Raw genomic sequence first — 24489 nt, 5'->3', positions numbered from 1 at the left:
ACTTTCACGCAGCAATTGCGCGTAAAGCGCGGCTTTCCAGCAAGAGGAAGCCGACCTATAAGGCCTTGTCACATGATGAGGGATTGCCGATGCGCCGCGCCACGATCACCCGCGAGACGGCCGAAACCAAAATCGAGGTTACCCTCGATCTGGATGGAAGCGGTCGATACGACAATCAGACCGGGGTCGGATTTTTCGATCACATGCTTGATCAGCTCTCGCGACATTCGCTGATCGATCTGACCATTCGCGCCACGGGCGATCTGCATATCGACGATCACCACACCGTCGAGGACACCGGCATTGCGATTGGGCAGGCATTGGTTCAGGCTCTTGGCGACAAGCGTGGCATTCGCCGCTATGGCTCATTCCATCTGGCGATGGATGACAGCCTGATCCGCGCGGCACTGGACCTGTCCGCACGCCCGTTTCTGATCTGGAACGTGGATTTTCCGACCCAGAAAATTGGCGCCTTCGACACCGAGCTGGTGCGCGAATTCTTTCAGGCGCTGTCGACACATGGCGGGATCACGCTGCATATCGATCGCCTGCACGGCTTTAACAGCCATCACATTGCCGAGGCCACCTTCAAGGCGGTGGCGCGGGCGCTGCGCGAGGCGGTCGAGCCAGATCCGCGGATGTCGGGCATTCTCCCCTCGACCAAGGGCGCGCTTTGATGCGGGTCGCATTAGTTGATTACGACAGCGGCAATCTGCACTCTGCCGCCAAGGCGATGATGCTTGCCGGCCAAGAGGTCGGGGCGACAGTGGTGGTAACATCGGACCCCGAGGTCGTCGCCAAAGCCGACCGCATCGTCCTGCCCGGCGATGGCGCCTTTCCCGCCTGCCGCGACGCGCTAAGTGCCGTACCGGGCATGATCGATGCGCTGGAGGAGGCGGTTTTAAAACGCGCAACCCCCTTCTTGGGCATCTGCGTGGGCATGCAAATGCTGGCCGAGCGCGGCTATGAATATCGCCCCACCCAAGGTTTGGGCTGGATCGGCGGCGAAATCGTCGCGATTGACGCGGGCAACTTGAAAGTGCCGCATATGGGCTGGAACGATCTGGTTTTGCACCGCGCGCATCCTGTGCTGGACGGGGTTTCGACCGGGGATCACGCCTATTTCGTCCATAGCTGGCAGTTCCGCGTGAGCAACCCTGCCGATCTGATTGCATCGGTCGATTATGGCGGCGCGGTTACAGCGATCGTGGGGCGCGATAATATTCTTGGCATGCAGTTTCACCCGGAAAAATCACAAGCGCTTGGCTTGCGGCTGATTTCGAACTTTCTGCGCTGGAAACCTTAAGCGTCGTGACAGGGGCCTGAAACGATCACCTTTAGCGGATATCTGCAGGCAAGCTCACGGGGGCTATGCGCCCCCGTACCCCGCAGGATATTTCTGCATGAAAGACAATGCCTGCCTGGAAGCCAGTCCTTACCTATTTGACGCGCGTCCAGCTTTGCGTTCGGCAAAAGACTGCGACACAGCCCGACACGTTCAGCGTCTTTCCTGAAAGCGTCATTTTGGATTTATAGGTTTTCCCGGAACCGGGATCCCAGATCGTGCCACCCGAAAATGTGTCGTCCCCGTTGTCTTTCATATTGGCAACGATGTTTTTGCCCTGATGGGGCGATGTGATTTCCTTGCCCTGGGTATCGAAAGAGCGGATCAATTTGCCGCAATAGGCTGCCCCGCAGGGGTAGAACTCGACCATGCCGATATGGCCCTGATCATTGGGCTGAGTTTGGAAAATGCCGCTGATACCTTCGGCTTGTGCGGTCATGGCCAACATCGAGATGGCGCCGGCCCAGATGAGTGTCTTCATTGCTCTCCCCTGCTTAAGACCCACGGACACCCCAAAGCATGCTTTGCGGGATGGGTTTGCGGCAAGCGTGACGTGAGGTTCAAATCCGCGGGGATGTGACAGGCCTTGGGCAGTGACGGCCCGTGATGAGGGCTGTTGCTTGCGGCAGGTGGGGGCGATTGTTGGTCAGCACGCAGGGGGGAGGCTTTGTGCGGCTCGGTCAGGGTTCCTGAAACGCTCGAGATATGGCAAAGGGACGCCAGACCTTTCCCGCAAAGGGCAGTTACAGGAGAGACGCGATGATCCTTTACCCCGCAATCGATCTTAAAGACGGAAATTGCGTGCGGCTGCTGCGCGGCGAGATGGAGGCTGCGACCGTCTTTGGCACGGATCCCGCTGCACAAGCGCGTGCTTTTCAGGATGCGGGTGCGCAATGGCTGCATCTTGTTGATCTGAACGGTGCCTTTGCTGGTCATCCGGTCAATGCCGAGGCCGTAGAGGCGATCCTGGATGCTTTGGACATTCCCACGCAATTGGGAGGCGGTATCCGCGACATGGCAACGATCGAGGCCTGGATCAGCCGCGGTCTTTCGCGCGTCATTCTGGGGACGGTGGCGGTCGAGAACCCCGCTTTGGTCCACGAGGCGGCCATGGCTTTTCCTGGCAAGATTGCCGTCGGCATCGATGCGCGTCAGGGCAAGGTTGCGACCCGCGGCTGGGCTGAGGAAACCGATGTCAACGCGACCGATCTGGCGAAAAAGTTCGAGGATGCCGGAGTTGCTGCGATCATCTATACCGATATTGATCGTGATGGCGCGATGCAGGGCCCCAATATCTCGGCGACCGAGGCCTTGGCCCGCGCGGTATCGATCCCGGTGATTGCCTCGGGCGGGGTATCCTCGATGGCGGATCTGGCGGCCTTGAAGGCAACCGGCGTGATCGCAGGCGCCATCTCGGGGCGCGCGCTTTATGACGGCGCAATTGACCTGAGCGCGGCCTTGAAGGCGCTTGCCTAAGGGGGCGCCTCGGGTCGCACGGCCCCGCTTATTCAGGTTCCCGCTTAGTGGCGGGAGCCGTCACCCGATCGCCCAAGACCTGCCATGATGCGCATTCGCAAGCCCGTTTTGCCAGCACGTCATGTGGGTTAGGCTTTCCCTTGGCGGCGCAAGCCGCTACACCCGGCCCGGTCAGGAGGCCTCATGCTGAAAACCCGCATTATTCCCTGTCTGGATGTCGCCGACGGCCGTGTCGTCAAGGGCGTGAACTTTGTCGATCTGATCGACGCCGGTGATCCGGTCGAAGCCGCGCGTGCCTATGACGCAGCAGGTGCGGATGAGCTGTGCTTTCTGGACATTCATGCCACCCATGAAAACCGTGGCACCATGTTCGATCTGGTCACCCGCACCGCCGAGCAATGCTTTATCCCGCTGACCGTTGGGGGCGGCGTTCGCAGCCATCATGATGTGCGTGCGCTTTTGCTGGCCGGGGCCGATAAGGTCAGCTTCAATTCAGCGGCAGTCGCTGATCCGGATGTGATCGCACAGGCCGCAGACCGTTTCGGCAGCCAATGCATCGTCTGCGCCATCGACGCCAAGACCGTGGCACCGGGACGCTGGGAAATTTTTACCCATGGCGGGCGCAAAGCGACCGGTATCGATGCCGTGGAATTTGCCTGCCTGGTGGCAGAAAAAGGGGCAGGAGAAATCTTGCTGACCAGTATGGACCGCGATGGCACAAGGGCGGGCTTCAACCTGCCTTTGACCCGCGCCATCGCCGATGCCGTCAATATTCCCGTGATCGCATCTGGCGGAGTTGGCACGCTGGAACATCTGGTGGAAGGCGTGAAAGACGGTCATGCAAGCGCCGTTCTGGCCGCCTCGATCTTTCACTTCGGCACCTACACCATCGGCGAGGCCAAGGCTTACATGGCTGCAGCCGGCATCCCCATGAGGCTGTCATGACCCAGAACCTGCCGCAATCTGACGCGCTGACCCGTCTTGCCGCAACGATTTCTGCAAGGCGTGGCGCAGATCCAGCGGAAAGCTGGACTGCCCAGCTTTTGGCCAAAGGCCCCGAAAAATGCGCCGAGAAATTCGGTGAAGAAGCGGTAGAGGCCATTATCGAAGCCGTCAAAGGCGACCGTGACCGCCTGATCTCAGAGGCAGGCGACGTCCTTTATCATTTGCTGGTCATGCTGACGGCGCGCGATGTCTCGCTGGCTGATGTCATCTGCGAGCTCGAGCGTCGCGAGGGGCGTTCCGGCATCGAGGAAAAAGCGGCCCGGGGCTGATCCGATCCAGGTGCGCATGCACCCACCCCAGCTAGGCCGGGCCTGCGATCACGCCCTGCCCGGCTGGACGGCCCGCCGCCCCGATCAAGGGGATTAGATCTGCGAAAAGGGCCGCTTGCAGCGAAAACGCAAAATTGCGTTTTGGCTCAGCATGTCGGTCATGCATAGATCTGGCTTGAAGCCTGAACGCTCCATGACCTTGCAGGCCGCCAGATTATCGGTGCGCACCTCGGCATAAATTTCTGTGGGCAGGTAACGCTCGAAGATCTCGGCGCAGAAGGCTGGCAATACCTCCGAGGCGATGCCAAGCCCCCAGACCTCGGGAAGAAGCAGCAGATCGACCTTGGGCAGGGGATCATCGTTGATGCCGATATAGCCCACTGTTCGTCCCTGAATCTGGATCAGCGCATGTACGGGAAGGCTTGCGCGGAAAGGCGTGAATCGCGCCGTAAAAGCGGCCTTTGTCATCGCCGGAGCCGCCAGAGAATGCCCGTTCAAGACATCGCGGCGCATGGCGATGTCATAGATCAACGCGTAATCTTTCGGCTGTATCAGCGAGACAGTGGTGCGCGCGGTTGTCAGTGCAAAGGGCTGGGCTTGGGCGAAATCATCGCGGGTCAGACGATGCAAGATCACCGCAGGCGGATGCTCTAGCCTCGATGCATCTGCACTTTCCCGAAAGCCCAGCACCTTCAGGAAAAACCGCATGGCTTCGTTCTCGGGCAGGCTTCGGGCTTGGCTAAAGCCGCCGCCTTGCGCAAAGTAGCGCGACAAGGCCAGAACCGCCGCGCGGGTGGCCACGCCCTGTCGCCGATATTTGCGGTCAACCCAGCATCCCAGCTCGGGGGCGGCCAGAAAAAGTCCGGCAAACCGCCCCTCGACCAGAATAGCATATTCCCCAAGCGTCGCCGAGTTCAGCGGAGCGTCCAGCGACTTGAACCCGTCATAGGGAAAGCTGTTCAGCCAGCTCGATATGCGCGGGTCCATCATCGCGACGGAGATCGCAAGCGTATCCGCAACCGATGGCCGACCCAGTGTAACGCGCATCACATATGAACCATTATTTCCCTGGAACTTGGACGATCCGCACCGAACCGCCTTCGGCAGACAATGCAATTTCGCCCTCGGCCAGACGAATGGCATCTGCGCCGAATACCTCGGCGCGCCAGCCAGACAAAGCCGGCAGGTTCCGCTCGCCCGATGCGATGGCATCCAGATCAGATGCCGAGGCGATCAGTTTCGGCGCAACATCAGCCGCATCCGATTTGGCCTTCAACAGAACGCGCAACAGATCGGCAAGGGCCGCATTGCCGGGGCGTCCGGGCTCTTCATGGGCAACTTTGGGCGGGTCCTTGCTCTCCATCCCGGCCTTGACCGCAGCCAGAATGCCTGTCGCGATCTCGCCCTTGCGCGCCTCACGCAGTAACAGGCGCGACTTGCCCAGATCGGCCTCGCTTTGGGGCCGAGTCGATGCCAGCTCGACCAAGGCATCATCCTTGAACACCCGAGAGCGCGGGACATCGCGGCTTTGGGCATAGGCCTCGCGGAACTGGGCCAGCTCACGCACGACTGCAAGAAACTTGGGCGAACCCGAGCGTGTGCGCACGCGCTCCCATGCTTCTTCGGGGCGGTTGATATAGGTCTCTGCGTTCAGCAAAACGGCAACCTCTTCCTCAACCCAAGGACCGCGGCCGGTCTTGGCAAGCTGGGCAGAGAGGAATTCATAGATCGCCCGCAAATAGGTCACATCAGCCAAAGCATAGGCTGCCTGATCGTCAGACAGCGGGCGGCGCGACCAATCGGTGAAGCGGCTGGATTTATCCAGCGGATGACGTGCGATCTTTTTGACCAGCGTTTCATAGCCAACCTGCTCGCCAAAGCCACAGACCATGGCCGCAATCTGCGTATCAAACAGCGGATCTGGCAAGACGCCGGCGTCGTGAAAAAAGATCTCAAGATCCTGACGTGCGGCGTGAAAAACTTTGACGGTATCGCGATGGCGAAACAGGTCATACAGCGGCTCAAGCGACATTTCGCCCACCAGCGGATCAATCAAGACAGCGCGCCCGCCCCCACTTTTACCAACCCCGGCCGGCGGCAAAGCGGCCTGAATCAGGCACAGCTTGGAATAATAAGTCCGCTCTCGCAGAAACTCGGTGTCGAGCGTGACATAGGGCATTGTTTTTGCCAGCGCGCAAAAAGCGGCCAGCTCTTCGGTGGTGGTAATCGTCTCGACGTCTTTTGCGGACATCCGCCTGAGCCTTTCGAAATTGGGCGGGTCGTCCGCCAACTTTTGCGCATTTCGTACCCGTGCAAAAGCAGATTTAATGAACAAATATCAAGCACGCTCAGGCACGAAGCGCACTTTCAACCCATAGATGTTTTGCGGTGATGAATTCACGCAACACAGGTGTGGCGCAAACAGCACCCAAGGCAGAATGCCCGCCTTGGGAATTTCTAGGGGCCGCTCGGCCGATCCGGGTGGTGCAGCCTAAAGCTGTTCAATATCACCCTCGGCGCGCTGCGCATGGAAGTCCGCAACAAAGGCGTCAAGATTGCCTGCGGCGATCGCCGCACGCATTCCAGCCATCAGCTCTTGGAAATAATGCAGATTGTGCCAAGTCAGCAGCATCCCCGAGATCATCTCTCCCGCACGGAAGACATGATGCAGATAGGCACGACTATAGCCTGTACAAGCCGGGCAGCTGCATTCGGCATCCAGCGGGCGCGGATCGTCTGCATGGCGCGCATTCTTGATATTGACCTGACCACGACGGGTCCAGGCTTGGCCCGTGCGCCCCGAACGCGAGGGCAGAACGCAATCCATCATGTCCACACCGCGCTGAACTGCGCCGACGATGTCATCAGGCTTGCCCACGCCCATCAGATAGCGTGGCCTGTCCTCGGGCAAAAATCCTGGCGCATAGTCAAGCACGCCAAACATCGCCTCTTGCCCCTCACCGACCGCAAGGCCGCCGATGGCATAACCCTCAAAGCCGATCGCTTTCAGCGCCTCAGCCGATTCCTCGCGCAGCTCGCGGGTCACGCCACCTTGCATGATCCCAAAAAGTGCATGCCCCGGACGATCCCCAAAGGCATCGCGCGATCTTTGCGCCCAACGCATCGACATGCGCATCGACATGGCCACCGCCTCATCCGTCGCAGGCAGCGCCGGACATTCGTCGAAACACATGACAATATCAGAGCCAAGCTTGCGCTGAATTTCCATGCTCGTCTCGGGCGACAGGAAATGTTTCGAGCCGTCGACATGGCTGGAAAAGGTCACACCCTCTTCGGTCAGCTTGCGCAGCCCCGACAGCGACATGACCTGAAACCCGCCCGAATCAGTCAGAATCGGACGCTCCCAGTTCATGAACTTATGCAGACCGCCAAGTTGCTCGATCCGATCCGCGCCAGGGCGCAGCATCAGGTGATAGGTATTGCCCAGCAAAATATCCGCGCCGGTCGCGCGGACAGATTCAGGCATCATGGCCTTGACGGTCGCAGCCGTACCGACTGGCATGAAGGCAGGGGTGCGGATCTCGCCACGCGGGGTCGAGATCACGCCAGTTCGCGCCCGCCCATCGCTCGCCGAGACCGAAAATGAAAAGTTTTTGCTCATGAGCGGGACAGATACTCCAGCCCCGAGCAGATGCAAAGTGTTTGCCTGCGTCCCTCACACATAAGAACGCAACGGCTTCTTCATCACCTAAATACCCAAATCCTACCTTGCCGCCGCCCGCAAAAGCTGGGCTCGGGCGGGAGGAATGGCTGCAATCTCCAGCCCGGTGAAAACATGCAGCGTGTTCATGCGCGGATCCACCACCGCATGATCGGACACCCACCCCCCCATCAGCAAATAGCTGCGCAGCAAAGGCGGCATGGCGGCCATGGCGCGTTTGGGATCGGGCTTGCGCGCCCGCAAAGCACGAGCAAAGCGGAAAATCTGCGGCGCCTTCACGCGGGGCAGCCAACGCTTCGGCGCCAGATGCTTTTCGCGCAAAATCGCAAATGCATCCTCATAAAGATCGGTGGCCGTGCCCTGAAAGCTCGAGCAGCCAAAAAGCATGCCAACCCCGGCCTCATCGACATGGCGCGCAAGTGCGCCCCAGGCAAGGCGCAAGATATCGGGATCATGCCATTCCGGATGCAGGCAAAAGCGTCCAATTTCGACCATTCGTCCCGAATAGGTCTGCAAAAGCGATAGGTTATAATATTGTGCGGAATAGCTCTGCCCGATGTCCGCGCCCCCCTGCAACGTCAGCAGGCGAAAACAGGCAACCAATTGGCCGCTGCTGCGCTCTTCGATCAAAACATGCTCGCAGCGCGCATCATAATCATCGGTATCGCGTGAACCCGACGGTCCCCGATCCCCCATGAAGCACAACCATCGCAACCGTTGCGCCGCTGCCAGATCCTGAGCATTTCCCGCGAGACGAAGGGAATAGCGGCCTTTTTCAATCGCCCTCATGGCTGAAGACCCCATAGTGAAACCAACGCCGATCCCCGTGGATCCAACCTGCCTTGTCCCGCTCATCGCTAGCTCTATGTTGTAACAGGACTACAACAAGATGGTAGAGGTCAGATGTCCGACAAGATCACGAAATCAGATGCCGAATGGCGTGCGCTTCTGGACGCCGAGACTTACCGCATCACCCGTCAGGCCGGAACCGAGCGCCCATTTTCACATCCGGGCTTTCCCGAAGGGCCGGGCCATTACGTCTGCACCTGCTGCGGGACCAGACTTTTTGACGGCGATGCCAAATTCGAAAGCCACTGCGGCTGGCCCAGCTTTTCGCAACCGGGGGGCGCAATCGATGAACATCGTGACGTCACCCACGGGATGATTCGCACCGAGGTGCGCTGCCATCGCTGTGATGCGCATCTTGGCCATGTCTTTCCCGATGGCCCACCACCGACCGGTTTGCGCTATTGCATCAACGGTCTTGCCCTGAAATTCGTCCCCGAAAGCTGATATGCGCCACGATATTGATCCTCAGAACTGGTGGGCGCTGCCCGCCGGCCCGGCTAATTCTATCTGTGATGTCGCTGGGGTGGCGGTCGGTCAGGTCACGCTGGATGACGGCCCGATCCAAACCGGCGTCACCGCAATCCTGCCCCATGACGGCAATCTTTTCGCCGATCCGGTTCCTGCGGGCGCGGTGGTGCTGAACGGCTTTGGCAAAAGCGCAGGGCTGATCCAGCTGATCGAGCTGGGCGAGATCGAGACCCCGATCCTGCTGACCAACACCTTTGGCATCGCGGCCTGCAGCGAGGCACTGATTCGCCACGCCATCGCGGCCAATCCCGCGATTGGGCGCACGACCTCGACGGTCAATCCACTGGTGCTGGAATGCAATGATGGCCGCGTGAATGATATTCAGGCCTTGGCCGTGCGCCCTGCGGATGCGGCAGCCGCAATTGCCGCCGCCCAACCGGGACCGGTTGCGCAAGGCACTGTCGGGGCTGGCCGCGGCATGAAAACCTTTGGCTTCAACGGCGGCATCGGCACCGCATCGCGTCAGGTTGGCGGATATACGCTTGGCGCATTGGTCTTGTCGAACTTCGGTCAGCGCTCTGAATTGCGGGTCATGGGGCAGCGTGTCCCGCTTTCTGGCCCCGAGACCCGCGATCAGGGCTCGATCATCATCGTGCTGGCAACCGATGCCCCGCTTGATTCGCGCCAGCTGACGCGGATCTCGCGCCGTGCGGCTGCGGGTCTGGGGCGGCTTGGCAGCCATTTGGGCCATGGCAGCGGCGATATCGCCTTGGGCTTTTCCACCGCCCGCCCCCAAAAAACCGACAGCGGGCTTTTGTCGCTTGAGCGGTTGGATGACGATGGGCTGGACCCGCTGTTTCTGGCTACGGTCGAAGCCGTCGAAGAAGCGGTCCTTAACGCAATGTGGCACGCAACGCCCCTGCCCGGCCGTGACGGCTCAGCCGGAATGGTGCTGAAATCAGTGCTGACACCTGCGACGGTGGCTTAAACCAAAAAGCCCGGCCTTGGCCGGGCTTTTTCATGCGGCACAGGACTTGCGCCGCGCCTGACTTGGGGCGTTTTACTGATCCAGCAACTCGCCTGCCGATACCCGGCCGATGCTGCCCATCAGCTGGCGAACGATGCTGACATTGGCGATACCCGAATCAGTCACGCGCCGTGACAGCTCGATCACGCGGCCATGATCCAGCCCATAGGTCGCCACATCTTGCACAACGCCTTGCTCGTTAAAGCTGATCGCGACGACGCGACGCTCTACCTCGCGTGGTTCGCGCGCCCCGAAATAATCCCAACGCGAGCCGACGTAATACCAGGTCGAGCCCGTCAGAACACCTTGAGCACTTGGCCGTCCGATCAACGAATCAAGCTCGGATTGGCTGGTTTTGCCAACTTGGACCAAGGCCAGATCATTCTGCGGCGGAACATATCCATGATTGCGATAAACATGGGTGCAACCGGCGGCCACCAGTGGCAAGATAAGGGCAAGCGCGCGGATATGCTGCCGAAAACTGGTCATCTTAATCGTCTGCCCCCATATGCGTCTGTTGACGCCTTGGGACTGACTTAGCAAACTCGGCCCCCGCGCTCAAGAATATCCCTGAGTCTATCAGACTTGTAAGCAAAAGACCGTCCTATGACCCGCCAAAATGATCGAAATACGCGCTTTCGCGTGGCCCATCTGAACCCACGCCAAGCGACAGAGTTCAAAATTGCCCCAAATGCCGAGGCCAAGGCCGAGCTTGCAAAACAGCTGAATCTGCTTGCCCTGCCCGAATTGCACTTCTCGGGCCGCCTGACGGCGTCGGGATCGGACGACTGGCGGCTAAGCGGTAAGCTGACCGCCACAGTGGTTCAGGCATGCGTCGTGACGCTGGAGCCGGTCAAGACCTCGATCTCCGAGCATGTCTCTCGTGTCTACTCGCCCCATATCACGCCCCCCGAAGAGGATGAGGTCGAGATCCCCGAGGACGATATCGAGCCCTTGGGTCAGTATATCGACGCAGCCGAGGTCATGGCCGAGGCTTTGGCACTGGCTTTGCCGCTTTATCCGCGCGCCGAGGGCGCCCAGCTGGACGCCCCCAAGGCCGATGATACGACCGACGAAAACAGCGCCCGCCGCCCCTTTGCGGGACTGGCGGATCTGCTGAAGAAAAACGACGGCGCCTAGCCCGATCTTTGCGCCCGCTCCCAATCCGCAATCATCTGCGGGCCAAGGTTCTTGGGCGCAAGCATCCCCCGTGCCAGGATATGATCGGCGGCTTTTTCGCCGGTCATGATCGAAGGGGCATTCAGGTTGCCATTGGTGATGCGCGGAAAGATCGAGCTATCGGCAACGCGCAGCCCCTCGACCCCGATGACCCGCAATTCCGGGTCGACCACCGCCAATGGATCGTCGGCCCGTCCCATCCGCGCCGTGCCACAGGGGTGAAACGCCGATTCGGCATGTTCGCGAATAAAGGCGTCAATTTCGGCGTCCGAATTGACATCCTTGCCGGGCTGGATCTCGTGGCCGCGATATTCGGCAAAGGCTGGCTGGTCAAAGATCTCGCGGGTCAGGCGCACACAGGCGCGGAATTCAGCCCAGTCGCTTTCATGGGACATGTAATTGAAGCGAATCTCGGGCGATTCGGCGGGATCGGCACTGCGCAGCCGCACCGTTCCGCGCGATTTTGAACGCATCGGCCCGACATGGGCCTGAAAACCATGCCCCTCGGCTGCGGCCTTGCCATCATAGCGCACCGCCAGCGGGATGAAGTGGTACTGAATATCGGGATAGGCCACTCCGGGCGCCGAGCGGATAAAGCCGCAGCTTTCGAACTGGTTCGAGGCCCCAAGCCCCTGCCCCGTCGCCATCCACTGAGCCCCGATCGAGCCCTTGCCCCAAAGATTCCAATGCTTGTAGAGCGTCACCGGCTGGGTCGCGGTGTATTGCATATAGATTTCAAGGTGATCTTGCAGGTTGGCGCCGACCCCCTGCCGATCAACCAAAGGCGTGATTCCATGTTCTTGCAGATGATCCGCCGGGCCGATGCCTGATTGCATCAAGATCTTGGGCGTGTTGATGGAACTGGCTGAAATGACCACCTCATGGGCTGCGCTGATCACTTCGCGCCCACGCGCATTCTGGATCTCGACCCCGGTGGCCCTTTTGCCGTCAAAAACCACCCGCGTTGCCAAACCGCGACGCAGCCGCAACAGCCCCGTTTTCAGCGCCGGACGCAGATAGGCATTGGCGGCGGACCAGCGGCGACCCTCCCAGATCGTGGCCTCCATCGCGCCGAATCCCTCTTGTTGGGCGCCATTGTAATCTTCGGTGGTGGGATAGCCCGCCTCGCGGCCCGCCCGGATAAAGGCGTTGAACAACGGGTTTTTACGCTGACCGCGGGTGACATGCAGCGGACCCTCGCTGCCGCGATAGTCGCTGACCGCGCCATGCGATGTTTCCATCCGGATGAAATAGGGCAGCACATCGGCATAGGACCAACCATGAGCGCCCTGATCGGCCCAATGATCGAAATCATAGGCATGGCCACGAACGAACACCATGCCATTGATCGAGGACGATCCGCCGATGACCTTGCCGCGCGGCGTCACCAAACGGCGATTGCCCAGATTGGCCTCGGGCTCTGAAGCAAAGCCCCAGTCATAGCGTGACATGTTCATCGGATAGGACAAAGCCGCAGGCATCTGGATGAAGGGGCCAATATCCGAGCCCCCGAATTCGATCAGATCAACCCGCTTGCCCGCCATGACCAGCCGGTAAGCCAGCGCGCATCCGGCAGAACCGGCACCGATAATGACGTAGTCGGCCTTCATCTTCCCTCCTTCACCGCTTGTTGCGGATCTGCCTTAATATGGCGCCTCAACGGCCCCCAGCCCGACGTAAACGGATTTGATTTGTGAATAGTGAGCGATGGCCGCCGCCGAATTTTCGCGGCCGATCCCGGATTGTTTGACTCCGCCAAAGGGCGCTTCGACCGGCGTCAGGTTATAGGCGTTGATCCAACAGGTTCCCGCCTCAAGCTGGGCAATCACGCGATGTGCGCGGGCCAGATCGCGGGTAAACACCCCAGCGGCCAGGCCAAAGCTGGTGGCATTGGCGCGGGCAATGACCTCGTCCTCGTCAGTAAAGGACAAGACCGTCATCACCGGACCAAAGATCTCGTCGCGCGCGATGCTCATCTTGTCATCGGCATCGGCAAAAACCGTTGGCGGAATGAACGCCCCCTCGCCGGGGCCGCCACAAACCAGCCTTGCCCCCTCGCTGATGCCTGCGGCAATTGCTGCGCGGATTTTATCTGCCTGGGCCGCATTGACCACCGGCCCATGCTGGGTTTGCGGATCCAGCGGATCGCCCATGCGCACCTGGGCGCAGCGCTCGGCCAGTCGCGCCAGAAAGGCGTCGCGCAAGCCATCTTGCACGAACACCCGCGTCCCATTCGAGCAAACTTGCCCCGAGGAATAAAAATTCGCCAAAATCGCCGCCCCGACCGCATCCTCAAGGCTGGCGTCATCAAAGATGATCAGGGGCGATTTCCCGCCCAGTTCCATCGTGACATGGCGCATTCCTTCGGCGGCAGCGGCATAGACCTTACGCCCTGTCGGAACCGAACCCGTCAATGAAACCTTGGCCACGCGCGGGTCGCTGACCAAAGCCCCCCCCACTTGGCCGCGCCCCTGAACGACGTTGAAAAGGCCCGCAGGCGCGCCAGCCTCGGTCAGGATCTCGGCCAGTTTCAAGGCGCCAAGCGGGGTTTCCTCGCTGGGTTTGAACACCATGGCATTGCCCATGATCAGGGCAGGCGCGGCTTTCCAGCAGGCGATCTGGCTGGGATAGTTCCACGCGCCAATGCCCACGCAAACCCCCAAAGGCTCACGGATCGTATAGACGAAATCCCCGCCCAACGGGATCGATTCGCCCGTCAGCACCGGCCCAAGCCCTGCGAAATATTCAAGCGCATCCGCACCCGAGGGCCAATCTGCGACCTCGGTTTCCTGAATGGGCTTGCCTGTATCCAGCGTCTCAAGCCGCGCAAGTTCGGGTCCGCGCGCGCGAATGATCGCGGCTGCGCGCGCCAGCACCCGCCCCCGTTCGACCGGTCGCAGCGCCGCCCATGCCTTTTGGGCCTGCGCGGCCGCAGCCACTGCCTGCGCGACCTGCGCCGCCGATGCCTCTTTCAGCGTGGCGATGACCGCGTTGCTGTAAGGATAACGCACCTGCAGCTCTGGCCCCTCGCCCTCGACATAAGCGCCGTTGATGTAAAGGCTGGCTTGAGGCTGGGCATTCAGGGTCATGCTAGGATCTCCTGCAGAAAGTCGTGAACAATGCGCTCGGCCATCGAGGCATCAGGTTTTTCCGATAGGGCCGCGCGCAGGTAGACGCCGTCGATCAGCGCCCCAAGGGTTTCGGCCACTTCATCCGCGCGGGTGGGATCGGTCGGGATCAACGGACGAAGTGCCGCCATCAGATTCGAGCGCAATCGCTTACGATAGACCCGCAAAAGGCGCGTGGCCTCGGGATCGATCAAGGCCAAAGCATAGAAATTCAGCCATGCTGCGACCGTATTGCGATCAAAGTTCGGCATGGCGAAACTGGCGGTCACAATCGCCTGTAACCGTTCCTGCGGCGTCGTGGCCGTTTGCAGCGATTCGCGCACAGCATCGCGGTAATTGCTTAAGATTTGCCGCATCGCCGCCAGAAAGATCTTATCTTTCGAGCCAAAGTAGTGATGCGCCAAAGCGGGCGACATTCCTGCCTCTTTGGCGATCTTGGCCACGGTCACATCCAAGGACCCGGTCCGCCCCACCATCGTGATGGCAGCGTTGATTAATGCCGCCTTTCGGATAGGTTCGACACCAAGTTTCGGCATAACCTCTGGCCTTCTTCGAAAAAAATCGTTGCCAGACTGGGGTAGCTTATTCTTAATTGACTCGTCAATCAACAAACAGGGAGCCTAAATAATGACAGCTCGTAGCACCTTGCTGGCCGCCACCGTTTGTTTGCTGGCCGCGCCAGCATTCGCCGCCGAACCCCAATCTTGCCAAGATATCGTCTTTTCCGACGTCGGCTGGACGGACATCACCTCGACTACGGCACTGACCACGACCGTCCTGCAGGCGCTCGGCTATAAGACCGAAACCAAGATCCTTTCGCTGCCGGTGACTTATACCGCCATGGCGAAAGGCGATGTGGATGTGTTTCTGGGCAACTGGATGCCCAGCCAGGAAAGCGATCTGAAACCCTATCGCGATTCGGGCACGATCGACACGGTACGCACCAACCTGACCGGCGCAAAATATACGCTGGCGACAAATGAGGCCGGCAAAAACCTTGGCATCACCGATTACGCCAAGATCGCCGAGCATAAAAAAGATCTGGACGGCAAGATTTATGCGATCGAGCCGGGCAATGACGGCAATCGCCTGCTGCTTGAGATGGTTGCCTCGGACAAATTCGGAACCGGCACGATGGAAATCGTCGAAAGCTCGGAACAGGGCATGCTGGCCCAGGTCGCACGTGCAGACAGCGCCGGCAAGCCGGTGGTCTTTCTAGGATGGGAGCCCCATCCGATGAACACCCAGTTCAAAATGACCTATCTGACGGGCGGGGATGACATTTTTGGCCCCGACTTCGGCGGGGCACGGGTCGACACCAACGTGCGCGCAGGTTACGTAAAGGAATGCCCGAACGTCGGAAAATTCCTCGAGAACCTCGAGTTCACCTTGCCAATGGAAAGCGAAGTCATGGGCAAGATCCTCAACGATGGGGAAGATCCGGCCAAAGCAGCCAAAGAATGGCTCAAGGGCAATCCCGAAGCAAGCAAACCATGGCTGGTCGGTGTAACGACCGCAGATGGCGGCGATGCGCAGGCTGCGCTGGATGCGGCACTGGCAAAGTGATGTCACAGCGTGGAACCGCCATTGCCCCGACAATAGCGGTTCTGCCCCCGCCCGGCCTGGCATTCGTCGGGCCGGGCGAATGCGGCCCGCATTGGGCTGCACATGCTGCGCAAGCGCCATTCGCGGTTCCCATCGCGTCGCGCATCCCGTCAGCCATACCCTCGGCCACCCCGTCGGCCCCCTCATCGGCCCGGCCATCGGACATGACCGCAAACCGCGCGTCCATTTCCCCAAAGGCCCCAAAGGTGGCTGCATTTCCAGAGATCACTCAGCCCCGCCTGAACCTGCGGCCAACCGGTCCAAACCTGCCCCGGCGCCACGCGCCCGAAAGCCGGAGAAAATAGCAAGATGGAACAATTGACGGCCTTTCTGACCGATTGGAAAATTCCAGTCGGCAAAACAGCCAAAACGGTCTTTGACTGGCTGAATGCCCATGCCTCGGTCGTGTTCAACGCCATCTCAAAAGTAATGGAATCGCTGATCGCAGGAATATTGTGGCTTCTTGAACTGCCGCATCCTTTGATCTTTACGCTGATCATCGTTGTGCTGACCTGGGCGCTGCAGCGCAATTGGAAGGTCTGCCTTCTGGTCGCATTGGGTTTTATCTTCATCCTGAACCAAGGCTATTGGGATGAGACGATGCAATCGCTGACCCTGGTGCTGTCGGCTTGCGTTGTCTGCATGGTCGTTGGCGTTCCAATCGGAATTGCCGCCGCCCATCGCCCCACGCTTTATGCTTGGATGCGTCCGGTTCTGGATCTGATGCAGACCCTGCCGACCTTTGTCTATCTGATCCCAGCCATTGTCTTTTTCGGCATCGGCATGGTGCCGGGGCTGATCGCCACCGTGATCTTCGTGCTGCCAGCCCCGGTGCGCCTGACCTATCTGGGGATTTCCTCGACCCCGGCTTCACTCGTCGAGGCCGCCAAGTCCTTTGGTGCCACGCCGCGCCAGCTGCTGTGGAAGGTCGAACTGCCCAGCGCAATGCCCCAGATCATGGCGGGGATGAACCAGACCATCATGTTGTCGCTGTCGATGGTGGTGATTGCCGCACTTGTCGGCGCCTCGGGGCTGGGCGTGCCGGTGGTGCGTGCGCTGAACAGCGTCAATACCGCCCTTGGATTTGAAAGCGGCATCATCATCGTGGTTGTGGCCATCATGCTGGACCGGATCTTGCGCGTGGGGAAACAGGATGACTGAACGCAATGCGGTCGAATTCGACCAGGTCAATATCGTCTTTGGCAACCGCCCCCAATCCGCCCTGCCCTTGATGGACGCTGGCGCAGACCGCGCCGCGATCAAGGCCACAACCGGCCAAGTCCTTGGGGTTCACAATTGCTCGCTGACCGTGCGCGAGGGTGAGATTCTGGTCCTGATGGGCCTTTCAGGCTCGGGCAAGTCGACGCTGCTTCGCGGGGTCAACGCCCTTAACGAGGTCTGCCGCGGCGAAGTCCGGATCTGGGACGGCAAACAGATGGTCTCGGTCACGCAAGCCAGTCCCGCGAAACTGCGCCAATTGCGCCTGAAAAACATCGCCATGGTCTTTCAGCAATTCGGCCTTCTGCCCTGGCGGACGGTGCGCGAAAACGTCGGGCTAGGGCTAGAACTGGCTGGCATGGGCAGCGCCGAGCGTCGCGCCAAGGTCGATGCCCAGCTGGCAACCGTCGGCCTGACCGACTGGGCGGACCGCATCGTCGGTGAGCTGTCAGGCGGGATGCAACAGCGCGTTGGCCTTGCTCGCGCCTTCGCCACCGAGGCCCCGATCCTGCTGATGGACGAGCCCTTTTCAGCGCTGGATCCGCTCATTCGCTCGCGCCTGCAAGATGAGCTGCTTGAGCTTCAGGCCAAATTTCAGCGCACCATCATCTTTGTCAGCCATGACCTTGATGAGGCCTTCAAACTGGGCAACCGCATCGCCCTGATGGAGGGGGGGCGCATCGTGCAGATTGGCACCGCTCGTGAAATCATTGCCAATCCCGTCGATGATTATGTCGAGCAATTCGTGGCCCATATGAACCCGATGGCGGTTCTGCGCGCCGAAGACATCGCCGAAGAAGGCGAGGCAACGGGCATTCCATTACCGCGCGACATGCCCGTCAAAGAGGTCATGGCCGCGCTGGCAGATGCCGACAGCCTGCCGCTGCAAGGCGGGGGCCGCGTCAGCCGTGCAGGTGTGATCGCCGCATTGATCGACCCGCGCGCCTCTTGGGATGATGACTGACGCCGGCCGAATGCGGACACCCGAAGATCACGGGGGCGCAAGCCCCCTGACCGGAATGAAGGGCGCCGCTCAGACCACAGCGGGGCGCGCCCTTCGCGCCCCTGCCTCGCGCCAGGTGATATAGCAGATCGCCGAGATCATCAGCGTGCCACCCAAAAGCACCCATAGATCGACCTTCTCGGAAAAGACAAACCACCCCAGCAGGCTGGCCCAAAGCAGCTGCAAGAAGGTCACAGGCTGGGTCACGGTCAAAGGCGCAATCGCAAAGGCGCGGGTCATGCAATAGTGGCCCGTCGTGGCAAATGCAGCCGTCAGTGCCAGCGTCAGCAATTGCGACAACTGGGGCATGACCCAGACCATCATCGCCAGGGGCGCAAGCCCGATGGTCACGCTAAGCGACAACATCGCCACGACCACTGTCGCGGGATTTTCCGCAGAAAGCCGTTTTGCGATCAGATAAGAGCAGCCGAAAAACATCGATGCAACGACCTGTGACAGATGCCCAGGCGTCAGCTCTCGCAGGCCCGGGCGCAACACGATCAGCGCCCCACATAGCGCGACGACAATCGCCGTCATGCGCCGCCATGACAAGCTTTCACCAAGGATCAGCGCCGCACCCAGGGTGACGATGATCGGGCTTAGATAGCCAATCGCCGTCACCTCGGCCACGGTGATACGAGCCATGGCGTAAAACCAAAAGGCCACCGCGCAACTATGCACCGCCCCCCGCAGCGCAAACAGCCGCCAACTGCGGGGCGTAAACCCTCGGCGCATAACAGGCACCAGAACCGGCAGCAGAAAAACCAGCCCAAAGGCAAAGCGAATAAAGGCCGCTTCTGGCGACGGCAGACTGGTGCCCAGCCACCTCACAGTGCCATTAACGATCACAAAGCAAAGCCCGGCCAACAGCATCCAGCCGATGCCAAGCAGATCATTTCGGGTCGCGGTCGAGGTGCTGTTCATCCGCCTCGCTTGCCCCGAGCCATTGGCAAAGGCAAGGCTTAGGCGCCTCGGATCAGACTGAAGGCGATGGTCCACATCATGGCCCCCACCAGAAAATCCAGAATCCGCCATGAAACAGGCCTGGCAAAAATCGGCTCTAGCAAACGCGCACCATAGGCCAAAGAAAAGAAAAACAAGAATGAGCCGGCGATCGCGCCCAGAGCAAACAGAAAACGGCTGTTCTCCTGGGCTGAAATCGCGCCCAGCAAGATGACAGTATCAAGATAGACATGAGGGTTCAGCCAGGTCAGCGCCGCAGCCGTCGCCAAGACTGTGCCAATTGCCATGGGGCGCGCCTGATCTGGCTCAAGCGCCTGCCCTCCGGCCCAGGCTGAACGAAAGGCGCGCGCGCCATAGACCACCAGAAAAGCAGCCCCTCCCCAGCGCATGGCGATCAAAAATCCCGGATGGGCGCCAACGATCGCGCCCGCCCCGGCCACGCCAGCCGCAATCAAAATCGCATCCGACAGCGCGCAAAATAGCGCCACCGCAAAGACATGCTGTCGCATCAGGCCCTGACGCAGCACGAATGCATTCTGCGCCCCGATGGCCACGATCAACGACAGGCCCGCGGCCAGACCAGCGAAATAGGACTGCATTGCCCCTCCTTTTTCCGGGGCATGACTGCGGCCCCGCTTGCACGCCGTCTTGCCCTGCGTCCACCTTTCAATCAAATTAATTCTTGTTCAGCATCTTAAGGAAAACTGATGCACGACTACCCCGCCCTCGAGGCCCTTGCAGAAATCATCCGCGCGGGTTCTTTCGATGCTGCCGCCGCGCGCCTTGGTGTTACCCCTTCAGCGATTTCCCAGCGCATCAAAGGGCTCGAGGAACGGCTGGGGGCTGTATTGGTCCACCGCGGCCCACCTGCAACCGGAACCCAGACAGGCTTGCGACTGATGCAGCATCTCGATCAGGTCCGGCTCCTGGAACAGAACCTGGATGCCCGCATCCGCCCCACCCGCGCCACTGCCGTGCTGCGCATTGCCGTGAATGCCGATAGCCTCGCCACTTGGTTTCCCCCCGCGATGACCGAACTTGATGTGAACTATGACCTCGTCATCGATGATCAGGATCACGCGCGCGATTGGCTACGCCGCGGCGAGGTCTCAGCGGCAATCACCTCGAACGATCAGCCTGTGGCGGGCTGCGATTCAACCCCTTTGGGGCGGATGCGCTACCTGGCTCTGGCAAGCCCCGCTTTCATCGCTCGGTATTTTCCAGATGGTGTCAGCCCCCAATCCCTTACCTCTGCCCCGGCGGTCATCTTCAACGCCAAGGACAATCTGCAAAACCAATGGGCCGAGCGCGCAACTGGCAAACGACTGCGCCTCAGCGGCCATCTGATCCCGGCATCAGAACCTTTCGCGCGCGTTATTGCCCTTGGGCTGGGTTGGGGCATGATCCCCGAATCCATGGCCCAGAACGATATTGCCCAAAACAGGCTCTGCCCATTGATCCCCGAAAGCGCGCTTGATGTGCCGCTCTTTTGGCAGGTCACCCGGGCCATGGCTGCCCCGCTTATTCCGCTCAGCCGCGCCATAAGCAAAAGGGCCGCAGCAGAACTGCGACCCTGATTTCTTCCATGTCAGAAATATCCCCGCCGGAGGCAAATTGACCTCAACTCCGGCGCATCTGCTTAAAGCTGGGCAGCAACGCTGTCTGACAAATCGAAATTGCCGGTGACGGTCTGAACATCGTCATCGTCTTCCAGCGTATCAATCAGCTTCATCAGTTTTTGCGCCGTCTCAAGATCGGTGATCTCGGTCGGAGCCTGCGGCTTCCAGATCAACTTGGCATGCTCAGATTCGCCCAAGCTGGCCTCTAATGCGTTGCTGACATCCACCAAAGAGGTATCGGCCGTATAGATCCAATGCCCCTCTTCGTCGCTTTCGACATCATCCGCGCCCGCTTCCAGCGCCGCCATCATCACGGTATCCGCGTCACCGGCTGCCGCTTTGTAAAAGATCTCGCCAACCCGATCGAACATGAAGCTGACCGAGCCGGTCTGCCCCATATCGCCGCCGCTTTTGGTGAAATAGCTGCGCACATTCGACGCGGTGCGGTTGCGGTTGTCGGTCATGGCCTCGACGATGATCGCAATCCCGTTCGGGCCATAGCCCTCATAGCGGATCTCATCATAGTTCTCGGCATCGCCCCCGATCGCCTTTTTGATCGCGCGATCGATCACATCCTTGGGAACCGAGTTCGACTTGGCTTCCTTGACCGCAAGGCGCAGACGCGGGTTCTTGTCAGGATCAGGGTCGCCCATTTTCGCAGCGACGGTGATCTCTTTGGAAAGTTTGGAGAACAGCTTCGAGCGGATGCCGTCCTGGCGTCCTTTACGGTGCTGAATGTTCGCCCATTTGGAATGGCCTGCCATTTTGCGGGGTCCCGTTTGTCGTAAATCTGAAGGTTTTCATCCGTGCTTTTATGCGTCAGGCGCCGTCGCCGCAAGGTTTCTCCCTGCTTTGACCTCTGCAAGAACATAAAGCCGGATCGCGGTTGCCAGTCCGACATCGGGCGGGCGCAGGTGATCGATGCGCGCAATCACCGCCGCCGGCGTCATCTGATGGCATGCCGAGATCGCGCGCAACTCGCGCCAGAACGCATGCTCCAGGCTGACGCTGGTCCGATGACCATCGATAGTGACCGAGCGCTTGGCAGGCGCGCCCATATCCGGCAGCTCAATCATCGTCGGTTTCACGCTTATGGCCATCAAGCCCACGTGCAAGGCGCGCGGCCTCGGCTTGGCTCAGCGCTTTTTCCGCTTTGCTTTGGCCGAATTTTGCGGCGTTTTCATCGCCCTTGGCCCGCTTTTCGGCGCGTGCCCGCTCTTTGCGGACCTGTCGCAGATTGATCACGCTCATGGTTCGACCATCAATTGCCAGCTCACACCAAAACAATCCTCAAGCCAGCAATAATGCGGGGAAAAGTCATAAGCGCCAAGCGGCATCATAACCTTGCCGCCTTCGGACAGGACCGCGGCCATCCGGTCAACCTCTGCCGTGCTTGCCGTCACCACGATCGAGATCGCGGGCGTAAAGCCGAATGCATGAACCGCGGGGCTGTCAAACAGCATCAGCTTTTGTCCGCCGATGTCTACCTGAACGCGGTTCGGCCGGTCATCACCGGCCAGAACCTTGATCTCCATATCGAGAAAAGCCCGCTGCCAATGCCCAAGGACATCCGCAAGGATACCCCCTTGGAACATGAGTTGCGGCAGCGCTTTCATCAATCCTCCGGACCGATCATCTGTTCGGGACGGACAACTTTGTCAAAGGTCTCGCCGTCGACAAAGCCCAATGCGATCGCCTCTTCGCGCAAGGTGGTGCCATTTTTATGCGCGGTTTTGGCAACTTTGGTGGCATTGTCGTAGCCGATGGTGGGGGCCAATGCCGTGACCAGCATCAGCGATTCCTTCATCAGCTTGTCGATGCGCGCAATATTCGCTTGCGTGCCCACGACCATGTTATCGGTAAAGGACGCCGCTGCATCGCCCAAAAGCTGCATCGATTGCAGCACGTTATAGCTCATCATCGGGTTATAGACGTTCAGCTCGAAATGCCCCTGCGAACCGGCAAAGGTGACGGCTGCGTCATTGCCCATGACATGGGCACAGACCATGGTCAGCGCTTCGGCCTGAGTCGGGTTGACCTTGCCCGGCATGATCGAAGAACCCGGCTCGTTTTCCGGCAAGATCAGCTCGCCCAGCCCCGAACGCGGCCCCGAGCCCAGCAAACGCATGTCATTGGCAATCTTGAACAACGAGCCCGCAACTGTTTTCAGCGCGCCCGAGAAAAAGACCATGGCGTCATGGGCGGCCAAGGCCTCGAACTTATTGGGCGCGGTCACGAAAGGCAGATTGGTGATCTCGGCGATTTTTGCGGCAATCGCGACATCCCAGCCCTTCTTGGTGTTCAGCCCCGTGCCGACGGCGGTGCCGCCCTGTGCAAGCTCATAGATATCGCCAAGCGCCAGCTTGACGCGCTCGATCCCCTTGGCCACCTGATGCGCATAGCCGCCAAATTCCTGACCCAGGGTCAGTGGCGTTGCATCTTGCGTATGGGTGCGCCCGATCTTGATGATATCCTTGAACTCTTCGGATTTCGCGACCAGCGCCTTATGCAGCTTTTCCAAGCCCGGCAGCAGCGTATCACGTGCCAGCATGGCAATTGCCACATGCATTGCGGTCGGGAAGGTGTCGTTCGAGGACTGCCCCATATTCACATGATCATTCGGGTGAACTGGCTTTTTGCTGCCCAGCTCGCCGCCCAGAATTTCAATGGCGCGGTTCGAAATGACCTCATTGGCGTTCATATTCGACTGGGTGCCCGAGCCGGTCTGCCAGACGACCAGCGGGAAGTTGTCGTCAAATTTTCCGGCAACCACCTCTTTGGCGGCTTCGACCATGGCATTGCCGATTTTCGGATCCAGATTGCCGGTCGCCATGTTCACTTCAGCAGCGGCTTGCTTGATCACACCCAGCGCACGGATGATTGGGACCGGCTGCTTTTCCCAACCAATCGGGAAATTGATGATCGAGCGCTGCGTCTGAGCGCCCCAATATTTGCTCGAATCGACTTCAAGCGGACCGAAGCTATCGGTTTCGGTGCGGGTCTTGGTCATGGCGGTAATCCCTCACGGTTTTGCGAAGGTTGTAGGCCGTGGGGCAAAGATTCGCAACTGTATGCGATTGTATGCGAAGCTGGCGTGCCATTTGGCTAGGCACGCCATCGTTCGTGCCTGCTTACTTGCGCCACTTATCCAGGCTGACGACTTCTGCGCTGGATTTGGGGGCTTCTTCAGCGACCGCGATCTCCAGCTCTTCATCTTCCTCTTCGTCGTCCTCATCCTCGTCATCGGACTGGGTCTCGAATCTCAGGCCGAATTCAACCGAAGGGTCGACGAAGGTGCGCAGCGCATCAAAAGGAATATGCAGCGGCTCGGGAGAGTTGCCGAAATTCAGCGTGATCTCGAAGTGGTCGTCCTCGATCTTGAGGTTGTCGAACCAGTGCTGGATCACGATCGTCATTTCCTCGGGATAGCGCTCGCGCAGCCAATCCGCCATTTCGACACCCGGATCGCGCGTGTCGAAAGTGATAAAGAAATGATGCTCGCCCGGCAGACCTTCAGCAGCGATTTCGCGAAGGACATTCGCAATCAGCCCCTGCATGGCGCGGTGCATCATCCCGCCGTAATCAATTCCGCGTGCCATGGCTTACCTCTTGAGTCAGATCGTGGCCAGAATAGGCAAATGTCCGGCGATGAA

At 59.8% G+C, this 24489-nt stretch carries 29 protein-coding genes; 12 read left to right on the top strand and 17 right to left on the bottom strand.

Translation table 11 applies throughout. The features are described from left to right. Positions 1 to 89 precede the first annotated feature (89 nt). Entirely contained in the window at positions 90 to 677 is a 588-nt protein-coding gene (hisB, locus tag RTS12_RS04965; protein WP_312526082.1) for an imidazoleglycerol-phosphate dehydratase HisB, read from the top strand. Beyond that, positions 677 to 1306, top strand: coding sequence for an imidazole glycerol phosphate synthase subunit HisH (hisH, locus tag RTS12_RS04960; protein ID WP_312526080.1), 630 nt, complete (start codon positions 677 to 679; stop codon positions 1304 to 1306). The genes hisB and hisH overlap by 1 nt, the downstream gene beginning before the upstream one ends. A gap of 133 nt (positions 1307 to 1439) precedes the next feature. On the opposite strand, the gene RTS12_RS04955 is transcribed toward hisH, so the two are convergent. Beyond that, the gene (locus RTS12_RS04955) at positions 1440 to 1826 is read right to left on the bottom strand and encodes a DUF2147 domain-containing protein (RefSeq protein ID WP_312526078.1); all 387 of its coding nucleotides are present in this window, start codon (positions 1824 to 1826) and stop codon (positions 1440 to 1442) included. Positions 1827 to 2104: 278 nt separating this feature from the next. On the opposite strand from RTS12_RS04955, the gene hisA reads away from it, so the two are divergent. The 3 genes from hisA (at position 2105) to RTS12_RS04940 (ending at position 4095) form a co-directional block, all read left to right on the top strand. Further along, positions 2105 to 2821, top strand: a complete 717-nt coding sequence (hisA, locus tag RTS12_RS04950; protein WP_312526076.1) for a 1-(5-phosphoribosyl)-5-[(5-phosphoribosylamino)methylideneamino]imidazole-4-carboxamide isomerase — start codon at positions 2105 to 2107, stop codon at positions 2819 to 2821. A 183-nt stretch (positions 2822 to 3004) separates the two neighbouring features. Then, on the top strand, positions 3005 to 3766 hold the full coding sequence (hisF, locus tag RTS12_RS04945) for an imidazole glycerol phosphate synthase subunit HisF (protein WP_312526074.1): 762 nt from the start codon (positions 3005 to 3007) through the stop codon (positions 3764 to 3766). Beyond that, positions 3763 to 4095 carry a phosphoribosyl-ATP diphosphatase gene (locus RTS12_RS04940; RefSeq protein WP_312526072.1) on the top strand — a complete coding sequence of 111 codons (333 nt, stop codon included), beginning with the start codon at positions 3763 to 3765 and terminating at the stop codon, positions 4093 to 4095. Before hisF ends, RTS12_RS04940 begins: the two co-directional genes overlap by 4 nt. A 93-nt stretch (positions 4096 to 4188) precedes the next feature. Here RTS12_RS04940 and RTS12_RS04935 read toward each other — a convergent pair whose 3' ends face one another. The 4 genes from RTS12_RS04935 to RTS12_RS04920 all read right to left on the bottom strand — a co-directional run bounded on the left by RTS12_RS04935 (position 4189) and on the right by RTS12_RS04920 (position 8566). Further along, positions 4189 to 5142 carry a GNAT family N-acetyltransferase gene (locus RTS12_RS04935; protein ID WP_312526071.1) on the bottom strand — a complete coding sequence of 318 codons (954 nt, stop codon included), beginning with the start codon at positions 5140 to 5142 and terminating at the stop codon, positions 4189 to 4191. A 13-nt stretch (positions 5143 to 5155) separates the two neighbouring features. Continuing rightward, the gene (gene rnd, locus RTS12_RS04930; protein WP_312526069.1) at positions 5156 to 6346 is read right to left on the bottom strand and encodes a ribonuclease D; all 1191 of its coding nucleotides are present in this window, start codon (positions 6344 to 6346) and stop codon (positions 5156 to 5158) included. Positions 6347 to 6586: 240 nt separating this feature from the next. Next, entirely contained in the window at positions 6587 to 7717 is a 1131-nt protein-coding gene (gene tgt / locus RTS12_RS04925) for a tRNA guanosine(34) transglycosylase Tgt (protein WP_312526067.1), read from the bottom strand. 102 nt (positions 7718 to 7819) lie between these two features. Then, positions 7820 to 8566 carry a GNAT family N-acyltransferase gene (locus RTS12_RS04920; protein WP_312526065.1) on the bottom strand — a complete coding sequence of 249 codons (747 nt, stop codon included), beginning with the start codon at positions 8564 to 8566 and terminating at the stop codon, positions 7820 to 7822. A 114-nt stretch (positions 8567 to 8680) separates the two neighbouring features. Between RTS12_RS04920 and msrB the strand changes: the two genes are divergently transcribed. Both msrB and RTS12_RS04910 read left to right on the top strand, forming a co-directional pair. After that, entirely contained in the window at positions 8681 to 9070 is a 390-nt protein-coding gene (gene msrB / locus RTS12_RS04915) for a peptide-methionine (R)-S-oxide reductase MsrB (protein ID WP_312526063.1), read from the top strand. Between the two features lies 1 nt (position 9071). After that, entirely contained in the window at positions 9072 to 10082 is a 1011-nt protein-coding gene (locus tag RTS12_RS04910) for a P1 family peptidase (RefSeq protein ID WP_312526061.1), read from the top strand. 72 nt (positions 10083 to 10154) lie between these two features. Here RTS12_RS04910 and RTS12_RS04905 read toward each other — a convergent pair whose 3' ends face one another. Then, complete coding sequence (locus RTS12_RS04905) at positions 10155 to 10610, bottom strand: outer membrane protein assembly factor BamE (protein WP_312526059.1); 456 nt, start codon at positions 10608 to 10610, stop codon at positions 10155 to 10157. A gap of 117 nt (positions 10611 to 10727) precedes the next feature. Here RTS12_RS04905 and RTS12_RS04900 point away from each other — a divergent pair, with 117 nt between their 5' ends. Next, entirely contained in the window at positions 10728 to 11261 is a 534-nt protein-coding gene (locus RTS12_RS04900) for a DUF177 domain-containing protein (RefSeq protein WP_312526057.1), read from the top strand. Here RTS12_RS04900 and betA read toward each other — a convergent pair. From betA to betI, 3 genes are read right to left on the bottom strand one after another with little or no spacing between them, the layout of a single operon-like run. Next, the gene (gene betA / locus RTS12_RS04895; protein WP_312526055.1) at positions 11258 to 12910 is read right to left on the bottom strand and encodes a choline dehydrogenase; all 1653 of its coding nucleotides are present in this window, start codon (positions 12908 to 12910) and stop codon (positions 11258 to 11260) included. The genes RTS12_RS04900 and betA overlap by 4 nt on opposite strands. A 33-nt stretch (positions 12911 to 12943) precedes the next feature. After that, positions 12944 to 14383: a betaine-aldehyde dehydrogenase gene (gene betB, locus RTS12_RS04890; RefSeq protein WP_312526100.1), complete on the bottom strand. Its 1440-nt coding sequence runs from the start codon at positions 14381 to 14383 to the stop codon at positions 12944 to 12946. 2 nt (positions 14384 to 14385) lie between these two features. Beyond that, on the bottom strand, positions 14386 to 14964 hold the full coding sequence (gene betI, locus RTS12_RS04885; RefSeq protein ID WP_312526053.1) for a choline-responsive transcriptional repressor BetI: 579 nt from the start codon (positions 14962 to 14964) through the stop codon (positions 14386 to 14388). 91 nt (positions 14965 to 15055) lie between these two features. Between betI and choX the strand changes: the two genes are divergently transcribed. From choX to choV, 3 genes are all read left to right on the top strand, one after another. Beyond that, positions 15056 to 15994 carry a choline ABC transporter substrate-binding protein gene (gene choX, locus RTS12_RS04880; RefSeq protein WP_312526051.1) on the top strand — a complete coding sequence of 313 codons (939 nt, stop codon included), beginning with the start codon at positions 15056 to 15058 and terminating at the stop codon, positions 15992 to 15994. 348 nt (positions 15995 to 16342) lie between these two features. After that, positions 16343 to 17194, top strand: coding sequence for a choline ABC transporter permease subunit (choW, locus tag RTS12_RS04875; protein WP_312526049.1), 852 nt, complete (start codon positions 16343 to 16345; stop codon positions 17192 to 17194). After that, positions 17187 to 18215, top strand: coding sequence for a choline ABC transporter ATP-binding protein (choV, locus tag RTS12_RS04870; protein WP_312526048.1), 1029 nt, complete (start codon positions 17187 to 17189; stop codon positions 18213 to 18215). Before choW ends, choV begins: the two co-directional genes overlap by 8 nt. A 69-nt stretch (positions 18216 to 18284) precedes the next feature. Here the strand turns inward: choV and RTS12_RS04865 are convergent, their stop codons facing one another. Beyond that, a complete protein-coding gene (locus RTS12_RS04865) occupies positions 18285 to 19178 on the bottom strand; it encodes a DMT family transporter (protein WP_312526047.1) in 894 nt (297 codons plus the stop codon). Between the two features lie 38 nt (positions 19179 to 19216). Next, complete coding sequence (locus RTS12_RS04860) at positions 19217 to 19816, bottom strand: LysE/ArgO family amino acid transporter (RefSeq protein ID WP_312526045.1); 600 nt, start codon at positions 19814 to 19816, stop codon at positions 19217 to 19219. 108 nt (positions 19817 to 19924) lie between these two features. Between RTS12_RS04860 and RTS12_RS04855 the strand changes: the two genes are divergently transcribed. After that, on the top strand, positions 19925 to 20794 hold the full coding sequence (locus RTS12_RS04855) for a LysR family transcriptional regulator ArgP (protein ID WP_312526043.1): 870 nt from the start codon (positions 19925 to 19927) through the stop codon (positions 20792 to 20794). Positions 20795 to 20856: 62 nt separating this feature from the next. Here RTS12_RS04855 and RTS12_RS04850 read toward each other — a convergent pair whose 3' ends face one another. The 6 genes from RTS12_RS04850 to RTS12_RS04825 all read right to left on the bottom strand — a co-directional run bounded on the left by RTS12_RS04850 (position 20857) and on the right by RTS12_RS04825 (position 24435). After that, the gene (locus RTS12_RS04850; protein WP_312526042.1) at positions 20857 to 21600 is read right to left on the bottom strand and encodes a YebC/PmpR family DNA-binding transcriptional regulator; all 744 of its coding nucleotides are present in this window, start codon (positions 21598 to 21600) and stop codon (positions 20857 to 20859) included. Positions 21601 to 21648: 48 nt separating this feature from the next. Beyond that, positions 21649 to 21912 (bottom strand): ribbon-helix-helix domain-containing protein, encoded by a 264-nt coding sequence (locus RTS12_RS04845; protein ID WP_312526040.1) that lies wholly within the window; start codon positions 21910 to 21912, stop codon positions 21649 to 21651. Then, positions 21905 to 22087 carry a DUF4169 family protein gene (locus RTS12_RS04840; RefSeq protein ID WP_312526038.1) on the bottom strand — a complete coding sequence of 61 codons (183 nt, stop codon included), beginning with the start codon at positions 22085 to 22087 and terminating at the stop codon, positions 21905 to 21907. The genes RTS12_RS04845 and RTS12_RS04840 overlap by 8 nt, the downstream gene beginning before the upstream one ends. Continuing rightward, positions 22084 to 22452: a VOC family protein gene (locus RTS12_RS04835; protein ID WP_312526036.1), complete on the bottom strand. Its 369-nt coding sequence runs from the start codon at positions 22450 to 22452 to the stop codon at positions 22084 to 22086. Before RTS12_RS04835 ends, RTS12_RS04840 begins: the two co-directional genes overlap by 4 nt. Then, positions 22452 to 23846, bottom strand: a complete 1395-nt coding sequence (gene fumC / locus RTS12_RS04830; RefSeq protein ID WP_312526034.1) for a class II fumarate hydratase — start codon at positions 23844 to 23846, stop codon at positions 22452 to 22454. Before fumC ends, RTS12_RS04835 begins: the two co-directional genes overlap by 1 nt. A 121-nt stretch (positions 23847 to 23967) precedes the next feature. Further along, a complete protein-coding gene (locus RTS12_RS04825; RefSeq protein WP_312526032.1) occupies positions 23968 to 24435 on the bottom strand; it encodes a ClpXP protease specificity-enhancing factor SspB in 468 nt (155 codons plus the stop codon). Positions 24436 to 24489 lie beyond the last annotated feature (54 nt).

This window comes from Paracoccus sp. (in: a-proteobacteria), assembly GCF_032007265.1.
In the GTDB taxonomy this organism is placed as follows: domain Bacteria; phylum Pseudomonadota; class Alphaproteobacteria; order Rhodobacterales; family Rhodobacteraceae; genus Paracoccus.
The sequence above is the reverse complement of the archived record's forward strand: the minus strand, read 5'-3'. Positions and strand labels throughout refer to the sequence as shown.